The sequence below is a fragment of the Parabacteroides sp. AM58-2XD genome, from assembly GCF_003463685.1.
In the GTDB taxonomy this organism is placed as follows: Bacteria; Bacteroidota; Bacteroidia; order Bacteroidales; family Tannerellaceae; genus Parabacteroides; species Parabacteroides segnis.
This window is the reverse complement of record NZ_QSDP01000085.1, coordinates 1-16,528: the sequence shown is the minus strand read 5'-3', so window position 1 is coordinate 16,528 and position 16,528 is coordinate 1. Positions and strand designations below refer to the sequence as shown.

Annotated in this window: 17 protein-coding genes; 14 read left to right on the top strand and 3 right to left on the bottom strand. The window is 42.4% G+C overall.

The genetic code is table 11. The features are described from left to right. The first annotated feature begins 401 nt into the window (after positions 1 to 401). Genes DXA15_RS18270 through DXA15_RS18250 form a run of 6 tightly spaced genes read left to right on the top strand, consistent with a single transcriptional unit; the run spans position 402 to position 6,305 of the window. Positions 402 to 1,301: an MraY family glycosyltransferase gene (locus DXA15_RS18270; RefSeq protein ID WP_233567408.1), complete on the top strand. Its 900-nt coding sequence runs from the start codon at positions 402 to 404 to the stop codon at positions 1,299 to 1,301. Beyond that, entirely contained in the window at positions 1,286 to 2,353 is a 1,068-nt protein-coding gene (locus DXA15_RS18265) for a glycosyltransferase (protein ID WP_128134972.1), read from the top strand. The genes DXA15_RS18270 and DXA15_RS18265 overlap by 16 nt, the downstream gene beginning before the upstream one ends. A 21-nt stretch (positions 2,354 to 2,374) precedes the next feature. Continuing rightward, positions 2,375 to 2,659: a glycosyltransferase family 4 protein gene (locus DXA15_RS26890; protein ID WP_233567407.1), complete on the top strand. Its 285-nt coding sequence runs from the start codon at positions 2,375 to 2,377 to the stop codon at positions 2,657 to 2,659. Between the two features lie 32 nt (positions 2,660 to 2,691). After that, entirely contained in the window at positions 2,692 to 3,396 is a 705-nt protein-coding gene (locus DXA15_RS18260; protein WP_233567406.1) for a glycosyltransferase, read from the top strand. Next, positions 3,306 to 4,574 (top strand): O-antigen ligase, encoded by a 1,269-nt coding sequence (locus tag DXA15_RS18255; RefSeq protein ID WP_233567405.1) that lies wholly within the window; start codon positions 3,306 to 3,308, stop codon positions 4,572 to 4,574. Before DXA15_RS18260 ends, DXA15_RS18255 begins: the two co-directional genes overlap by 91 nt. Positions 4,575 to 4,583: 9 nt before the next feature. After that, the gene (locus DXA15_RS18250; protein ID WP_128134970.1) at positions 4,584 to 6,305 is read left to right on the top strand and encodes an ABC transporter ATP-binding protein; all 1,722 of its coding nucleotides are present in this window, start codon (positions 4,584 to 4,586) and stop codon (positions 6,303 to 6,305) included. Positions 6,306 to 6,453: 148 nt separating this feature from the next. Here the strand turns inward: DXA15_RS18250 and DXA15_RS18245 are convergent, their stop codons facing one another. From DXA15_RS18245 to DXA15_RS18235, 3 genes are read right to left on the bottom strand one after another with little or no spacing between them, the layout of a single operon-like run. After that, entirely contained in the window at positions 6,454 to 6,660 is a 207-nt protein-coding gene (locus DXA15_RS18245; RefSeq protein ID WP_233567404.1) for a hypothetical protein, read from the bottom strand. Between the two features lie 50 nt (positions 6,661 to 6,710). Continuing rightward, on the bottom strand, positions 6,711 to 7,157 hold the full coding sequence (locus tag DXA15_RS18240) for a glucosaminidase domain-containing protein (RefSeq protein ID WP_128134969.1): 447 nt from the start codon (positions 7,155 to 7,157) through the stop codon (positions 6,711 to 6,713). Positions 7,158 to 7,159: 2 nt separating this feature from the next. Continuing rightward, complete coding sequence (locus DXA15_RS18235; RefSeq protein ID WP_128134968.1) at positions 7,160 to 7,615, bottom strand: HU family DNA-binding protein; 456 nt, start codon at positions 7,613 to 7,615, stop codon at positions 7,160 to 7,162. Between the two features lie 279 nt (positions 7,616 to 7,894). On the opposite strand from DXA15_RS18235, the gene DXA15_RS18230 reads away from it, so the two are divergent. The 8 genes from DXA15_RS18230 (at position 7,895) to DXA15_RS18195 (ending at position 16,332) form a co-directional block, all read left to right on the top strand. Beyond that, entirely contained in the window at positions 7,895 to 8,137 is a 243-nt protein-coding gene (locus DXA15_RS18230) for a DUF4248 domain-containing protein (protein ID WP_010803438.1), read from the top strand. Positions 8,138 to 8,262: 125 nt separating this feature from the next. After that, entirely contained in the window at positions 8,263 to 10,005 is a 1,743-nt protein-coding gene (locus DXA15_RS18225; protein ID WP_128134967.1) for an ATP-binding protein, read from the top strand. A 575-nt stretch (positions 10,006 to 10,580) separates the two neighbouring features. Further along, complete coding sequence (locus DXA15_RS18220; protein ID WP_128134966.1) at positions 10,581 to 11,741, top strand: OmpA family protein; 1,161 nt, start codon at positions 10,581 to 10,583, stop codon at positions 11,739 to 11,741. 28 nt (positions 11,742 to 11,769) lie between these two features. After that, positions 11,770 to 12,738, top strand: coding sequence for a glycosyltransferase family 10 domain-containing protein (locus DXA15_RS18215; protein ID WP_128134965.1), 969 nt, complete (start codon positions 11,770 to 11,772; stop codon positions 12,736 to 12,738). Positions 12,739 to 12,919: 181 nt separating this feature from the next. After that, positions 12,920 to 13,330, top strand: coding sequence for a hypothetical protein (locus DXA15_RS18210; RefSeq protein ID WP_233567403.1), 411 nt, complete (start codon positions 12,920 to 12,922; stop codon positions 13,328 to 13,330). A 316-nt stretch (positions 13,331 to 13,646) separates the two neighbouring features. Then, positions 13,647 to 14,141 (top strand): hypothetical protein, encoded by a 495-nt coding sequence (locus DXA15_RS18205; protein ID WP_128134964.1) that lies wholly within the window; start codon positions 13,647 to 13,649, stop codon positions 14,139 to 14,141. After that, the gene (locus DXA15_RS18200; RefSeq protein ID WP_128134963.1) at positions 14,141 to 15,526 is read left to right on the top strand and encodes a DnaB-like helicase C-terminal domain-containing protein; all 1,386 of its coding nucleotides are present in this window, start codon (positions 14,141 to 14,143) and stop codon (positions 15,524 to 15,526) included. Before DXA15_RS18205 ends, DXA15_RS18200 begins: the two co-directional genes overlap by 1 nt. A 38-nt stretch (positions 15,527 to 15,564) precedes the next feature. After that, a complete protein-coding gene (locus DXA15_RS18195) occupies positions 15,565 to 16,332 on the top strand; it encodes a sulfotransferase family 2 domain-containing protein (protein ID WP_128134962.1) in 768 nt (255 codons plus the stop codon). The last annotated feature ends 196 nt before the right edge of the window (positions 16,333 to 16,528 follow it).

Sequence of the window (16,528 nt, the reverse complement as noted above, 5' to 3'; positions counted from 1 at the left end):
TACTCTCTATATAAATCGTGCTGTTACTGTGTTGATATATAGTGATTTAAACTCAATGGCCCTTATTCTATAAATAAGGGTCAAAATAAAAAGCACTAGTATGTCACCCTCAGGAATGGGACTGACGACCTTTGTTATATCAACCCTCAAATAATAAATGCATGTTAACTAATTCATTTTTAGTTGTTTTGGATGTTGTTACCGGAGAGCCATTGAAAAGTAAGATATCTTTATTTCTTTGTTTGATTTTGTCATTTTTCTTTTCTCTGATGTTTCTTCCTCAAATTTTGAATATATCGCGACGCAAACAATTATATGATACGCCGAATAGGCGGAAGTGTCATCATAAAAAAATACCCCGTTTAGGTGGTCTGGCATTTTTTCCTTCCATTGTTTTGTCTATGTCATTAGTAGTCGGTTATCGTTATTTGATTGGTTTTCCGATGAATCATCAATTAAATGGCAATATCTTACTGGAATTTTTATTTTTGTCGGCAGGATGTTTGTTCCTGTATATGACCGGAGTAGAAGATGATTTGATAGGGGTTCGTTATCGTAAGAAATTTTTTATACAATTTGCTGTGGCTTCTTTACTTCCGGTATCCGGCTTTTATCTGGATAATTTATACGGATTGTTTGGGGTGTACATATTGCCGGAATATATCGCGATTCCGTTTACAGTCTTGTTGATCGTTTTTATAACAAATGCGGTCAATCTGATCGATGGCATCGACGGATTGGCAGCGGGAGGGAGTGCTTTCTCTTTCCTGGTGATTGGACTGATGTTTTTTTATAAAGGGCTATGGCTATATTCGATGTTGGCTTTTTCGGCGTTGGGTTGCCTGATACCCTTTCTATATTTTAATGTATGGGGCCGTACTGCCAAAGGAACCAAGATGTTTATGGGAGATGCCGGAGCGTTGTCGTTGGGATATCTGTTGTCTTTTCTGGTCATTAAATATGCTGTGTATGTATCGGAAACGGAACCGGATGTAAAGAATCTGGTAATTCCGTTTACCTTATTATTCATTCCGATGTTCGACGTCCTTCGTGTTATGCTGGTACGCGCTATGCACCACCGTCCCTTATTTATTGCCGATAAGAATCATTTGCATCATAAATGTTTGGCTGCGGGCATGACCCATTTACAGGCAACGGAACTTATTCTGGCATTTACAATCGTATTATTGGCATTGAATAATTGGCTGACAGACATCTGTAATATAACTATCATATTGATAGTCGACCTGCTGCTCGGTATCTTGTTGAGTAAATCATTGAAAATATGGAAAAGAAAGTGATATCGATCATTGTACCGATTTATAATGTGGAGAAATATCTTCCGGCTTGCCTGGACAGTATTTGCCATCAAACATTGAAAGATCTGGAAATAATACTGGTAGATGACGGCTCGACCGATAACAGCGGACGTATTGCAGAACAGTATGCCTTGCAGGATAAACGTATCAGAGTGGTGCATCAAAGAAACGGAAATCCGGGTGCGACACGCAATGTAGGGTTAGAGCTGGCCACCGGTGAATATGTCGGATTTGTCGATTCGGACGATTGGATTGAACCGGAGATGTTTGCTTCTCTTTATGCGAAGGCGGAAGCGGATAACCTGGATATTGTCGTTACAGGAGTAACAACAGAATGGCTGCGTGATAACCGGAAAAAAGAAAACCGGATTGTAGAATCGATTACAGAATGGCCGGCGGTAACACCGCTGGATGCTTTTCTATTCTTGAAAGAAAAAAGAATGTTTGCGGTAGCCTATAATAAATTATACCGTTCCGGATTACTGAAAAAACAAAAAGTCCGGTTTATGGAAATGTTACCCCATGAAGATTTGGTATTCAACCTGCGTGCATTTTCGTTTGCCGAAAGAATCGGTTTTATTCCGGATAGCAGTCCTTATCATTATTTATGCCGGGATGGGATGAGTGCAGCCGGTTCTTTTTCACCAGACCATTTGCTGGCTTGTCAACTGACGGAAGATGCGTTCCGTCAATTTTTCAAAATACATGACTGGAATAGCTGTGATATGGAATTCTATCTGAGGTCCAAAAGAATTACCGATTATTCTGCGTATGCGGCAGGCCTTTATAAAAAGAATTGTCCTCTTACGCGCAGGGAACGTATCGAATGTCTGGAAAAGGAATTTAAGCAAAACAGCTTATTAAAACGGGACCTCATATTGTCACGTCCTGCCGGTTTCCAGCAAAGAATGTTTTATTTCTTTCTGTTTAAAACAACTCGCGGAATAACAGACAGCTATTATCGGATTTTATTCTATATGCGGTATCATTTTGATGGTGTTTACCGTATGTTCAGACGACTTATATCTAAATAACATATGATTACCATTGTAATTTTGTATACAGAGTTAATGCCTTATAATGTAATAGTTATAAAGGCTTTGGTCGAGAGGGGATGCCATGTACATGTTGTATTGTCGGATTCAAACAAGAAAACGCCTTATTTGCCTCCCCAGTTGGAAGGAGTCACATATTACAACCGTTCTTCGTTTTGGGACCCCGACCATTTGTTCCGCTTGGTAAAAAGGTTGGAACCGGACCTGCTCTGGACTGCCGGTTGGATAGATCCCTTATATAACGAAGTGGCAGGCAAAGTTCGTAAGAAACTACATATACCGTAGTAGCCAGCAGCGATACTCAATGGAGAGGGGGAATGCAATGGTTCAATGTCCTGATATCCCGTTTTCGTCACCGTAGGTGGTTCAGCCATCTGTTTGTATCTGGCGAACCGCAGGTTACTTACGCACGTAAACTGGGATTTCATCAGGAACAGATTCTGATGCATAATTTGTCGGCCGATGTGGATTTGTTCTCTGGCATCAATTTGAAAAAAGCGGAAAATGAATATCCGCGTCGTTTAGTATTCATAGGCAGATTCTCGAAAGAAAAAGGTTTGTTATACCTTTTGGAGGCCTGGAAAACGATACCGGATCGTCAAAACTGGAAATTGGTGCTGATAGGGAATGGGCCTGATTATGCTAAGCTGAAAGGATACCCGGATGTCGAAATAAAAGATTTTATGCCGCAGGAAGAACTGGCGGAAGAGTTGGAAAAGGCCGGAGCGTTTATTTTACCCTCTGTTACCGAACCCTGGGCGTTGGTGATACATGAAGCCGCTTGTGCTGGTTTGCCGATACTGGCATCCGATTGTTGCGGTGCCGTGAGTTGTTTTGTGAAAGACGGGGAAAATGGCTTTTTGTTTAAACCAGCAAACAAACGTTCTATCAGAAAAGCGGTTGAACGTTTTATCCGTTTGCCGGAGTTGCAGTGGATACAAATGGGACGGAGAAGCAGGGAACTGTCAGAGAGGATTACACCGTCGAAAGTAGCCGATTGTATTTTAACCGTATTGAAATGATGGTTGCTGTGACGGATATTCTTTCTCGTATTGCACTACCGGGTGTCCTTTTATTGACACTGACAAAGGTCATACCCTATTTTTCGTCTGTTCCGGATAATGTATATTATGCTGTGTTTTTAGCCCTTTTTATCTGGCTTGTTTTACGGGGAGGCTTAAAAATATCATATACTTACATACCTTTTTTGGTTGCCCTGTTTATCTCTATTTGGGTGAATGAGATTCCCGCTTATTTTAAAGTATGGTTCCGGGGTCTGGCCTTTTTGTCTGTAGTCTTTGCGGTCGGTCCTTTCTTTGTAAATCCGTATATGGTTACATGGAGGCGTTTGCTTTTTGTATATGCGTTAGCGGCTATCCGGTGGATTGTGGTCATTTCATTTTTTGGGTGGGTATTCAGGTTGCCTTTTGTACATGGATACAGTGGGTTTCGTGGATTGACAAATCAATCTATGCTGCTCGGTCCGTTAGCGGGGATTTCGATGGTATATAGTTTGTACCGTTTTTATTTGTCTTCAACATTTGGAGAGCGATATAAGGAGATTGGAATAGCGGTCATTTCATTGGTCGTATTATTACTGGCAGGTTCCCGTTCCGCATTGGCAAGTTCTGTTATGGCAGCTGCTTTTTTTTATAGCCGGATTTATCGTCATCGTGTGGAACGGTTGGCACGGCTCGTTTTTATGCTAGCCATATTGGCAGTATTGACTGCTGGTATTTGGTGGCCCTATACGGAAAGAATACGTTCTAAAATGGAAGGTGGTAAAATAGCAGGTAGTTTGACCGGTTCACGGGATGATTTATGGGAAGCCCGTATGACTGAATTTAAGGGATTCCCCGTCTTTGGTGTTGGATTTGCTACGGTGAGGCCTGACTACGCGAAGACAAACAAAGTAAATCTGGAGACTGGAACCGTTGAACCGGGGAGCAGTTGGTTATTTCTCCTTTCTTCAATGGGGATAACGGGGTTCCTGGCTTTTTTTATTCCGTATCTGTCTTTAATGTACCGGATGTTCCAAAGAGAATCGGTCGGTATAAACGGCTATTTTCTGGGTTCTCTGTTGTTTTTGTTCTTTTTTCACCTGTTTTTTGAAGGATATATAGTGTCTTCGGGGGCTTATTTATGTTTTTTCCTGTGGTTGCTGTTGTCGGAGTGTAATAAAGTAATTAATGTAAAATAGTTTTTTGATATGATACAAATCATACCTTCGGAGTTGAAACGTTTATATAAAGTATTACCTCGTTTATACAGGTTGCATTTATGGAAAGTCGGTATTTCTGTTTTTGTCATGGCTGTTTTGGATTTGGTGGGGACCGGTATTTTATTGCCTGTTTTATTACTGGTGCTTAATGAAAATATCATCCTTGAAAATCGGTATATGGCCGTGTTCTACAATTGGATGGGATTTGACAGCATCCGGTCGTTTGTGTTTTTTATCTGTATGGCAGTATTGCTTTTTTCAATTATACGTGTTTGTCTGTTTGCCTGGTTACAGTATAAGCAAAATAAACGGTTATTTGCTATTTCCAGTTATTTGTCCTTGCAGCTTTATAAGTATTATTATTCCAAAGGGTATTTATTTATCAAGCAGAATAACAGTCATAAATTGATTAATCAGATTAATAGTGTAGCCGGTAATTTAATACAAGGTTATTTTGTGCCGTATACCCAATTGCTTTGTGAGATTTTTGTTACTACTTCCATTCTGATTGGATTGATACTTTTTAATGTATATGTTTTTTTATTGGTTCTTTTGACATTTGTACCTATAACATGGACCTATTATCGTTTTTCGCGTTCTAAAATAAAGGAATACGGGGAACAGTTATATCTGTTGAATCCTCAGAGGGGTAAATTATTGCAACAGACATTCATCGGGTTTACAGATATGGAAATGAATAGTACTTTCTCAAACAGTTTTTCGCTTTTTTCTATTCTGTTGAATAAGCAAAACAGTTTAACCGTCCGTAATTTTATTTTGAATAATTCACTGCAAAAAGTACTGGAAGTGGCTATTGTCTCTTCGGTGGTGGTTCTGATTGTTGCAACACAGTTGTTAACATTGCCTGCTATAGGACTGATAGTCGGTGTATTCGCCATCGCTGTTTACCGGGTGTTACCGGGCATTATAAAAACGACGGGATATATTTTTCAAATGAGGGGTAATTCGTTTGCCTTGGACATTTTGTCCGATCTTGAATCCGGACATGTAACCCAGGTTGTAACGGAACAGGTTCCGATTGAGTTCAGCCATTCGATAACAATCCGGGATATTTGTTTTTCTTATGATGGCAAAGTTCCCGTATTCGCTCATTATTCTCTGGAAATACATAAAGGTGATTTTGTCGGTTTCCGGGGAGAATCCGGTTCGGGTAAATCCACATTGTTTCATTTGATACTGGGTTTTTTGCAACCGGATTCCGGAGGAATTTATGTGGATGATGTTCTTTTGTCAGCCGATAAACTGGTCTCCTGGCGGAGCCGCATCGGCTATGTGTCGCAGCAATTGTTTATGGTGGAAGGTACGTTACTCGATAATATTGTAATGGGGTATAATAGTGAACACCCGGATATGGAGCGGATCGACTGGGTTCTCCGTCTGGCTTCGCTGAATCATTTTGTCGGTTCTCTGCCCAAAGGTGTTTATACGCCGGTGGGTGAAGGCGGAAGCCTGTTGTCAGGAGGTCAGCGCCAACGGTTGGGGATTGCCCGGGCTTTATACAAGGAAGCAGAGATTCTGATGTTCGACGAAGCGACTTCTTCTCTGGACGAGACAACGGAACATGCGATCAACGACTCTATCATCCGGCTTTCTGAGGAATGTCCGGGATTGACGTTACTGGTTATTTCCCATCGTCCGGAATCGTTATCTGTTTGTCGCCGGATCGTGGATATATGTAATATACAATAACAATGTATATCAACTTAGTATGCGATCCCGGGACAAGCCCGGGATGACAGGATAGTGACTTCCGACACCTTCTTGCTAAAGGGAAAGGATTATGCCAGCAATTTCAGCAAATACCCTCCCGTTGCACAGAGAATCAGTGCCGTACCCATTATTTTTTCGGGTGCAGGGAAGGTTTCCCTGATATTGAGAGTATCGCCCCGATCGCTGCCAGCGCCACTTCCGTATTCTGATGGCGGACAGCAGGATGGCCAGTATCGTCAACCACAGGTTGACCGGGTTTATGTTTCCCTTTGCCCCGAAAAATCAATCGGGCGATCGTAGTCAGGAAACCGAGGATAGCTTCAAGATATTTCATAGGAATAATTTTTAATGTGCCAATGTGCTAATATGCCAATGAGCGGTTATTTATTTCATATAATTACAGATCGTAATCAGCAATTGCCGGTATGCTTCGCGGTTGTCGCCGTTCTGTTCGCTGATGTAGCGGCTGTAGGCGATTTCCTTGGCATACGCTTCCGGATAGTTACTGACAGCAGCTGCCGTCGGATAGACTGTGCGGATCAACCGGGCAAAATCGAAAAAACTTTGCTGATCCGATTCATAGATCCTGAATTGCAGGTGAGAGAGTCCTCCGTCCTCTATCCGGAGGGTTTTTGCTCCTTTCCAGTAGAGGGTAGGTTGTCCGTATCCGGTAAGGCCGAAGTAATTGTGGAACGTCCGGCAAAGAACGCTTTCACCCCAGCCGCTTTCGATGGCCGCCTGTGCCAGTATGATATCCGGATTCAGCTTGAAATGTTCCCCGGCCGCCTGGGCAGCCGGAAGGAACTGTTTGAAGAATACTTGCTTATCCATGCCTATTCGATTTCAGGACGGTCTTCGGAGCCGCTGCCGCCATTGTTGTTGGCATCGGGATCGGTGATCGGTTTCAGTTCTTCAAACTTAGCATTTTTCTTGATATCGGCCAGCATAGTGCCCGATACGTATACGATGCGTGCATCGTTAAAGAGAGAGGTATCGAAATCCTTCTTTGAGGCGGCCCCTTTGCTTCCCGCTACCATGCGGAAGTTGCCGAGGCGGCCCATACAGATGATATCGCCTTCTTCGAGGCGTTCCTGCATGACCGAAAGCAAGCCTTCGATCACCAGCATGACATCACCGATAAATGCGGTGCTTCGCATGGCGATCATGCTACATAACTTTTCGAAACTGACTTTCTTCAATGCCCGGACCTGTGCATAATACAGCTCGGAGCCTGCGGCAGCGTCTTTACGCATGTCGGGACGTTTTACGAGGTGATAATTTAAAGCCATGGGAAATAATTTTTTAATTTGACAATGTGCCAATATGCCAATGGAAATGCTCCGAAAGCTATTGACGGTTAACTGGTTGGTTATCGATAACAGTTCAAAGGTACGACGGTGGGAGAGTGTCGTTTCCGGTTAACTCCGGTTGTGTACGGTTATGTATGGATAAAGGCTGATATGTCTGGCTATAAAGTGATTTTAGTTGGAATATATAGAGGTAAACGCTTGTTTTTCTGTTGTTTATTTTGTAAATTTAAAGCATAAACCAATTAGAAACAGTAGGATATGAATAAGGAAACGGAACAACCGGAAGTACATGTAAAAGTACGCAGTTACGGACTAACAGAGTTGGGTTTGTTATATAACCCGTCCTTGCAGCCCGATTCGGCAGCGAAAGCCATCAAGCGTTGGATTGCCTTCAACAAAGACCTGACAACCGCCTTGCAGCAATCCGGCTGGCGCAAAGGTCAGCGCAAGTTTACACCTTTGCAGACGCAACAGATATTCAGGTTTCTGGGAGAACCTTGAGAATTGAAAATTAGGAATTGAAAATTGAAAATTAGACAGTACGTACGGTATAATTATTTATCTTTGTGTGATAGTTGCCGATAATGACAAGTAATAAGTAGGAAATAGTAAAACAGAAGAAAGATATGGCAAAGAAAATACCTTACGGATTGACGGATTATCTTCGTATTGTTACAGAAGATTATTATTATGTGGATAAGACACGATATATTGAGGATTTGGAAAAGACGGCAGCTTTTCTGTTTCTGATCCGTCCGCGTCGTTTCGGAAAGTCTTTGTTCCTGAATATGCTTTACTGTTATTATGATGTGAGATATGCAGATAAATTTGACGAGTTATTCGGTAATCAATATATCGGCAAACATCCAACTTCAGAACAAGGTAAGTATCTGGTACTTTATTTCAATTTCAGTGCCGTTCGTGGAACGGGAGAGGCGTTGGAGGAAAACTTCAACATGTATGCTAAAATACAGATGGAGGCGTTCGCCGACCAGTATGCATCTTATTTTGAACCCGGCTTCTCACAGGGCATACGGGAATTGAAGTCGGCAGCCAGCCAATTGAATTATATAGGAAAACGTGCCGGTATGTTAGGCTTGTCTATCTACCTGTTGATCGACGAATATGATAATTTTACAAATACGATATTATCCAGTGAGGGTAATAATGTGTATCGTGCCCTGACACATGACTCCGGTTTTTACCGTGGATTTTTCAATATTGTCAAAGCAATTACAACCGGTCCGGAAGCTCCTGTAAAACGAATGTTCATTACCGGTGTGTCGCCTGTAACCCTGGATGATGTGACAAGTGGATTTAATATCGGGACGAATATCACGACGGATGAACAATTTAATTCAATGGTTGGATTCAGTGAATCTGAATTGCAAGAGATGTTATCCTATTATGAATCAGAAGGAATGCTGGTTAACTCAAAAGAAGAACTTGTCAGGTTGATGAAGCCTTGGTATGACAATTATTGTTTTGCCTGGGAATGCATAGGACAGACCATGTATAACTCTGATATGGTACTTTATTTTCTGAATAATTATTTATTGAAAAAACGTGCCCCTTCCGATATGTTGGACCGTAATATCCGTACCGATTACAGCAAATTGCGTCATTTTATCCGTATCGATAAGATGCAGGAAGAGGGACGTTCGGTCATAACCCGCCTGATCGATACAGGCGAAGTGAACGGGAATGTGATAAAAGATAGTTTTCCCGCTGAAAACCTGGCTGATCCGGGAAATTTTGTTTCTTTGCTGTATTATTTCGGTTTGTTGACTTATGACCGGATAGAATATGGGGAGACGATAATGAAAGTTCCGAATCTGGCTGTTCGCGAACAGATTTACGGTTACCTGGTGGAAGCGATGAAAGAACGCGATTCGATTGTTTTCCCGTTTATGGAATTGTCCGACCGTATGCGCCGCATGGCTTATTTTGGAGAATGGGAAGCTGCGTTGGGCTTTTTTGCTGATCAGGTGGATAAGAAAGCTGTCCTTCGTGATGCGATCTATCAGGAATCGACTATCAAAACACTTATGTTAGCCTATATGGGTTTAACGGATTATTTTATCATCTGGCCCGAATTTGAAGCAGGGCGTGGTTTTTCAGACCTTTACCTGATGCCCAATCTGGCCAATTATCCGGACATGCAATATTCTTATCTAATAGAGTTGAAGTTTCTGAAACGGGATGATACGACAACTAAAGCTGAATCGTTGATGCAGGAAGCAGAAACACAATTACATAAATATGCATCCGATGAAAAGGTAAAGAGCAGTACAGGTAACACCCGTCTGCGTCTCCTTGCCGCAGTCTACAGAGGCTGGCAACCGGTAGCAATGCAGGAATTTGAGTGATGTTGATACATTCTCTATTCTAGTCCGAGGGTCAGAGAATTACAATCGTATTTAGAATACATGATGTTTTTGCTGAGAATTACAATCGTATTTAGAAATAATTGATCTATCTGTTTATTGACTGGTTGTAACTGGCTCCCCTCTAGAGAGGGGGGAGGGGGTGTGTTAAAGCCAGTCAATAAAACAAGCCTTGTAACAGGTTTATTTGCCGTCTGCTTCAGCTGACGGATTAGTAAATGGTCTATCTCATTGGACTTTAGTCCCATCTCTTACAGGTTTCTATCTAGGAGAAATGTGGCTGAAGCCAAAAGAGAGAAACAACTTGTAAACCGTCAGCTGAAGCAAACGGCAAATGAACCTGTAATAGTCAAGTGACTCTGATTATGGTGGTTGTATGGCGGAGATATGACACACCCCCTTCCTCCTCTCCAGAGGGGAGCCAGGTACAACCAGTTGCTATAAACAAACACTCATATCTGCCAAATCTTGAACCAAACCTTACCTCTGATTATATCAACGGGACAATCTATCTCTTTTTGATCTTGAATAATTAGTATTAAAAACTTACATAAATCATGCGAAAAAGAATTTTAGAAGGAATTGCCGGTATTGGTTTACTGGCTGTTCTTCCGGCTTGTAGTACTCAAAAACAAACGACTATTCCGGAAGATGTGTATGCTGTGGCACGTACCGTACAAACCGGAACGGTGCAGGAAACGGGAGCTGACAAGCAACAGGGGCAAATATCCCGGAATGTGGAAATTCCCCAGTTACAGGTCGATGCCCAGTCAGTTTATAACCGGATGATTAATTACATCGTTCCGGAAGAAGAATTGGCTCCGGTGTTATTGAAGGAACAACTGGCTGTTTACATTGATTTTCCGGCCGGTGGTATTCAGGTGAACCTTAAATACGGAAATAATTCTGCCGAACTGGCAAAGCTGGAAGGACATTTGAAAACCTTGTTGCAATCTGCTGGCGGGTATGTAAAAAACATTCGTATTACCGGTTACGCCTCTCCCGACGGGAACACGAAGGATAATGAACGTCTGGCAGGCAACCGTGCCGTTCAGTTTAAAAACTATCTGCAAAAACAATTCAAACTGCCTGCCACCTGCCAGGTTTCCGTCGATTGGGTGGGAGAAGACTGGGACGGTTTGAAACGTTTAATCTCCGGGGCAGATAAAAAATACGGTAGCCGTGTACTGGCTATTTTCCAACTGACTGACGATCCGGATAGCCGTCGCAAACAGATAAAAGCCATAGATAACGGTGCCGTTTATAAAGATATCGAAAAGAGTTTTTTCAGCCGTTTACGCCGGATGGAACTGACTGTCGAAACAGAAGTGCAACAACCTGTCTTTACTGATTCTCAATTGCTCGAAGCAGTATATACCCATCCGGAAAAAATCTCATTACCAGATTTTATCCGTTTGGCCTCTTTCTATCGTCCGGGTACCGAACAATACCGTGAAGTATATGAGATAGCCGCCTATACCTATCCCTCCTGTGCAGTCGCCCTGCTGAATGCCGCTGCCGCTTCGTTGGCATTGGGCGATAAGGAATCGGCCCGCCACTTTTTCCAACAGGTAGGCGATGATCCGCGCGCTTATAATAATCAGGGAGTTTTGTTGCTGATAGAAGGGGATAAAGATGGAGCCGCTTCCTATTTCCGTAAGTCTCTTCCTCAGAATCCGAGATTAGCTCGTGAAAATCTGAGAATGATAAATGAATAGTTTTTGGATCAGCTAAATAAATTTGAATATGAAAAAGAAAATACGCTGCAATTTTGTCGATTTCTGGCCGGACTTTGATTATAGGTTTACCTTATGGTTCTTATCGGATGAATATGAGTTTCTGATAGATAAAGAACATCCGGATTATTTATTCTATTCCTGTTTTGGAAATGAACATTTGTTTTATGAAGACTGTATCCGGATTTTTTGGAGTGACGAAAACATCATGCCCGATCTTAATTTATGCGATTATGCCCTAAGTTTGAGTAATCTTCAATGTGATGACAGAACTTTTCGGAAATATAGCGGATTTCTGTATAGAAAGGATTCTCACCTGGTTTTACCGGTTTTAAAAGAAGAAGCGTTGCTAAACCGTAAATTCTGCAATTTTGTTTATTCCAACAATACTTGTGCCGCCCCTTATCGGGAGTTGTTCTTTAATGCTTTATCCGGTTATAAACGAATCGATTCAGGTGGTGCTTTTTTGAATAATATGGGTAAAAGGGTTGGTGATAAGCGACAGTTCCTGCGTGATTATAAATTCACTTTAGCGATCGAGAATTCGAGTTTGCCGGGATATGCGACTGAAAAAATCCTGGAACCGTTCATGGCCCAGTCGTTACCGCTATATTGGGGTAGCCCCACTGTCAGTTCGGATTACCATCCGAACTCGTTTGTTAATCTGATGAATTATTCTTCTATGGAAGAAGCTGTTGAGGAGATTATCCGCCTGGATAAAGACGATGCTGCTTATCTGGAAAAAGTGATGACGCCCTTCTGGCCTTACGGGGCTAATTTTGAGGAGTTTTGGGATAGTGAAATAAAAAAAATAACGGATTTTTTCAGGCATATTTTTGAACAACCTCTGGATAAAGCCGGTCGCCGGGTACGCTATGGCTGTAACAAATTTACTATTATGAGACGAAGGAGATATGATGCTCCGACATTCCTTGAATTGTCAAAATCTATGACCAAAAAGCTACTGGGAAAAAAATAAGGGTGTTTTGAAATGTTAAGACCAGTCTTTCGATTTCAAAATAAGGGACTTTTACAGTTAAAGGTCATGACCTTTTTTTAGGAAATAAGCAACTCATTCCCGGCCTAATACATACAACAATGGATAAAAAAAATTATGTAGGCTTGCGGGAGGAGATCCGTTATCTTTTCCGACTTTTAAAGTGAATATTCAACGACAACCGGATCCGGTACGGACGGTTATGGAGACAGCTGTTTTTTTACGCGAATCGGGTGATATCGACAGTGAACAATGGCATCAATTTTCCCATCGTTTCTTTACGGAATATCGCGATACGATTATACAGTATTACGGTTATGAAAGCCAGCTGTATTATACGCCACCCAGGGAACTGGTTTACCCACGCTTCTTTGTTGCAGTCATGTCGGTTTTATTGGAGCTGGGAATCATCAGAGCTAAAAAAGGGCAATTGGTTAAAACGCTTTGCGGTATGTTTCGTTTAGACCAGGAACTTTCCACCATCCGCCGATGGTTTTATGAGATGCCTCCTGAATATGAAGAGGTTTTAACAAAGTTTAAAGATTCGTTTCACACACTAAAAACCAAGAAATAAATTATTAATCAGCTGGGAATGAGTTTACTTTCTTCTCGTTTTCCCGGTTTTTAGTGTACTCCGCCCAGCGGTATACCGGGTGTATATTTACATCATAGGGTAAGCGGGCAGGAGTGTCCTGAATGATTTTTTGATCGCACGTTTCTTTGTATTAGTTATAATAATATTCATTCTATATTAAAGAGGCCGTACGAACCGTTGTCAAGGTAATGTCTTATAACCATCTTCTACCGTTTGATAATCAAAATTCGTAATCTGTCACAAAAGCGCGCTTTTACCTGTCACGTTTGAATTAGTAACTAAAAAGGTTGTAAAAATGAAAAAACGTAAGGAAAACATGACTCCGGATTACCGGAAGTCGGGCTACCTGAAAGTGGGTAGAAGTGTGTTGCGCGCATTTTTTATGGGAGAACGGGATCTTCATGAGTTGGCTTGTGTTTTACTCTGTGTCGAAACCTTTGCCTATTTCAGCGAAGGACAGGTTTGTTTGAACGACCAGGTTTATTTCTGTCATCCGGGAGAGTGGATCACTTCGTACACGGAGATCGAGGAACTGACCGGTATCGATCGCCGCCAGGTAAAGAAATGTCTGGTGAAGCTGGAAAAGCAACATTTCGTACTGGTGTCGAATGTCGGTTTTTACAAACGGATCGCGTTGGTCAATTATGAACAATCCGTACAGGTGCAACATGGGGAACCGGCGGCAAATAAAACGAACGAAACCGACCGGAATAATTCCGGTGGCAGTATCTGGGACGAAGCGATGAATTTTTATAATCCGGGTAATAATCAGAAAGGAGCGGTGAATTGATGAACACACAAAAGAACATACAGTCTCAGCCGAACACGAACCTCCGGCTGGAACAAGCCGTGATAGCCGGCCTGTTGATAAGTCCGGAAGCAATATTCGATGTGGCGGACCGGTTACAGCCGGATATGTTCAGCGACAACCGGACTGGTTTTGTTTATCGCGCGGTTCTTTCGCTGATGGCCTCCGGAATAGCTGTCGATATGCTGACCGTAGAGAATGAGATGCGACGGCTGGATAATAGCTTGTATATGCAGTTGAACGGATTGTCGTTCTTGTCGGACATGTTGCTGGACGTACGCACCGATGCCCATATCCGTATCCATGCCGACGAGCTGGTTCGTTGTTATACCTTGCGCCAATTGGTGAATGAGTTGAAGAAAAAAGAGACGGAGGCGCAGTTGCCCTCCGCCGATGTTATTGGATTATTGACGGGGATAGAGGATCTGGCCGGTTCCTTGCGCGATGGCATGGCACATGTTTCGTCGATGGAGAATGCCGGTGCGGTAGCCGCCCGTGTGTTGGATGAATCGTATCGTGAACAGGCTTTGCGTGAATCCGGGGAAATCAGCCGTGTCTTTTTCGGTTTGCACGACCTGGATGCGATGACGGGAGGACTTTACAAAGAGGAATTGACGGTTATTGCCGGACGTCCCTCCATGGGAAAATCGGCAGTGGCTTTGTGGATGGCACTCCATCAGGCGCGGCAAGGTATGGCAGTCGCCTATTTCAGTGTGGAGATGAGTAAAGAGCAAAATGTGATGCGACTGCTTTCGATGATCAGCGGAGTCAATGCGGATAGCTTGCGTTTTAAAGGTACTTCAGTTTCTGATCGTGCCCGGTTGGAAGAAGCAAAGAAGGAACTGGAGCGGTTACCGCTCACGCTGGAATATTGCGGATCGGACACGATCGAAGATATGCGTGCCAAAGCCCAGTCTTTGCATAAAAAAGGCTGGTTGGGAGTTTTATATATCGATTATCTGAATCTGATCAATATCATTGTCTCAAAAAATGATTTACAGGAGACGACAGATCTTGCCCTGGGCACTATCGCCCGTAAGGCGAAACTGATGGCAGAAGAGATGAAAATCCCGGTGGTTTTGCTGGCCCAGCTAAACCGTGATGTCGATCGCCGCCAGGGGAGTCATTTTCCGATGCTGAGCGATTTGCGTAATTCCGGTGCGATAGAACAGGTGGCGGATGGGGTCATATTCGTTTATCGTGCCGAGAAGTACAATATTTTTTATGATCCGAAGACAAAGGAAGATTTGCGGGGAGTGGGCATGTTGCTGGTTGCTAAAAACCGTAACGGGGCAACAGGTATAGCTAAATTCCGCTACAATCCGGCAATGACTTGCCTGACGGATTATGATCCGAGAGTGATATAATGAAAATGATAATTGAAAAGCATTTAAAATAATGGAAAATGTTAACAAATATAAACGTGAGAGGTGGCTCTCTAAATTTAAAGAAGTTATTAAAAATGGTTATCCCTGGGATTAGTAAGTTGTTTGTAATCTATCGCCTGTATATCAAAAATAGGAAAAGATTACCTCGAAAGTTTATTATCGATTCGGACCGGAAACTGGTGTATTTGAATAATCCTAAAGTGGCTTGTTCTTCGATTAAAATCTCAATGTTCGGAGAACAGCCGGATATCCATGTTTTTGCGGGAGTTTATACAGAGGTAGAGTTGGATCAGGAGACCGGCCGGTATTATAAATTCACGTTTGTGCGAAATCCTTTCAAACGTTTGGTTTCTTGTTTTGAGGATAAATGCATACAGCATCCAGATGATATCTGCTGGGATAGTTATTTGTTTAGTAGTTTGTTGCGCGTACAGGATTTTAGTCAATTTGTACGTAGGGTTTTTTTACTTCCCGGTTGTTTGGACGAACCTCATTTTGCAGGGCAGTACCGATTGATTTATGACAAAGGTGATAAATGCCAGGTCGATTTTGTCGGTAAGGTTGAAAATATAAAAGAGGAATATGAACCGATCCGTGAACGATTTAATCTTCTTCCGTTATCTCATACGAACCGGGCTGCTTCGCTGACCGGAAAATATTGGATGGATTATTACACTCCGTTTACGGCATGGCTCGTCTACCGGAAATACAAAAAAGATTTCATCGCTTTCGGATATGAAGATGAATACACGAAGCTAAAGGAATATTTGAAAGGCAAGAAATGAAATCATAGAAATAATGTGCCAATTTAGAAATAATTGAACTATCTGTTTATTGACTGGTTGTAACTGGCTCCCCTCTTGAGAGGGGGTAGGGGGTGTGTTAAAGCCAGTCAATAAAACAAGCCTTGTTACAAGTTTATTTGCCGTCTGCTTCAGCTGACGGATTAGTAAAGGATCTATCTCATTGGACTTTAGTCCC

Excerpts from the sequence above, each read along its gene's own strand:
- DXA15_RS18270 (WP_233567408.1), top strand. The coding sequence starts at position 402 with ATGTCATTAGTAGTCGGTTATCGTTATTTGATTGGTTTTCCGATGAAT.
- DXA15_RS18265 (WP_128134972.1), top strand. The coding sequence starts at position 1,286 with ATGGAAAAGAAAGTGATATCGATCATTGTACCGATTTATAATGTGGAG.
- DXA15_RS18260 (WP_233567406.1), top strand. The coding sequence starts at position 2,692 with ATGCAATGGTTCAATGTCCTGATATCCCGTTTTCGTCACCGTAGGTGG.
- DXA15_RS18250 (WP_128134970.1), top strand. The coding sequence starts at position 4,584 with ATGATACAAATCATACCTTCGGAGTTGAAACGTTTATATAAAGTATTA.
- DXA15_RS18245 (WP_233567404.1), bottom strand. The coding sequence starts at position 6,660 with ATGAAATATCTTGAAGCTATCCTCGGTTTCCTGACTACGATCGCCCGA.
- DXA15_RS18240 (WP_128134969.1), bottom strand. The coding sequence starts at position 7,157 with ATGGATAAGCAAGTATTCTTCAAACAGTTCCTTCCGGCTGCCCAGGCG.
- DXA15_RS18235 (WP_128134968.1), bottom strand. The coding sequence starts at position 7,615 with ATGGCTTTAAATTATCACCTCGTAAAACGTCCCGACATGCGTAAAGAC.
- DXA15_RS18230 (WP_010803438.1), top strand. The coding sequence starts at position 7,895 with ATGAATAAGGAAACGGAACAACCGGAAGTACATGTAAAAGTACGCAGT.
- DXA15_RS18225 (WP_128134967.1), top strand. The coding sequence starts at position 8,263 with ATGGCAAAGAAAATACCTTACGGATTGACGGATTATCTTCGTATTGTT.
- DXA15_RS18220 (WP_128134966.1), top strand. The coding sequence starts at position 10,581 with ATGCGAAAAAGAATTTTAGAAGGAATTGCCGGTATTGGTTTACTGGCT.
- DXA15_RS18215 (WP_128134965.1), top strand. The coding sequence starts at position 11,770 with ATGAAAAAGAAAATACGCTGCAATTTTGTCGATTTCTGGCCGGACTTT.
- DXA15_RS18205 (WP_128134964.1), top strand. The coding sequence starts at position 13,647 with ATGAAAAAACGTAAGGAAAACATGACTCCGGATTACCGGAAGTCGGGC.
- DXA15_RS18200 (WP_128134963.1), top strand. The coding sequence starts at position 14,141 with ATGAACACACAAAAGAACATACAGTCTCAGCCGAACACGAACCTCCGG.
- DXA15_RS18195 (WP_128134962.1), top strand. The coding sequence starts at position 15,565 with ATGTTAACAAATATAAACGTGAGAGGTGGCTCTCTAAATTTAAAGAAG.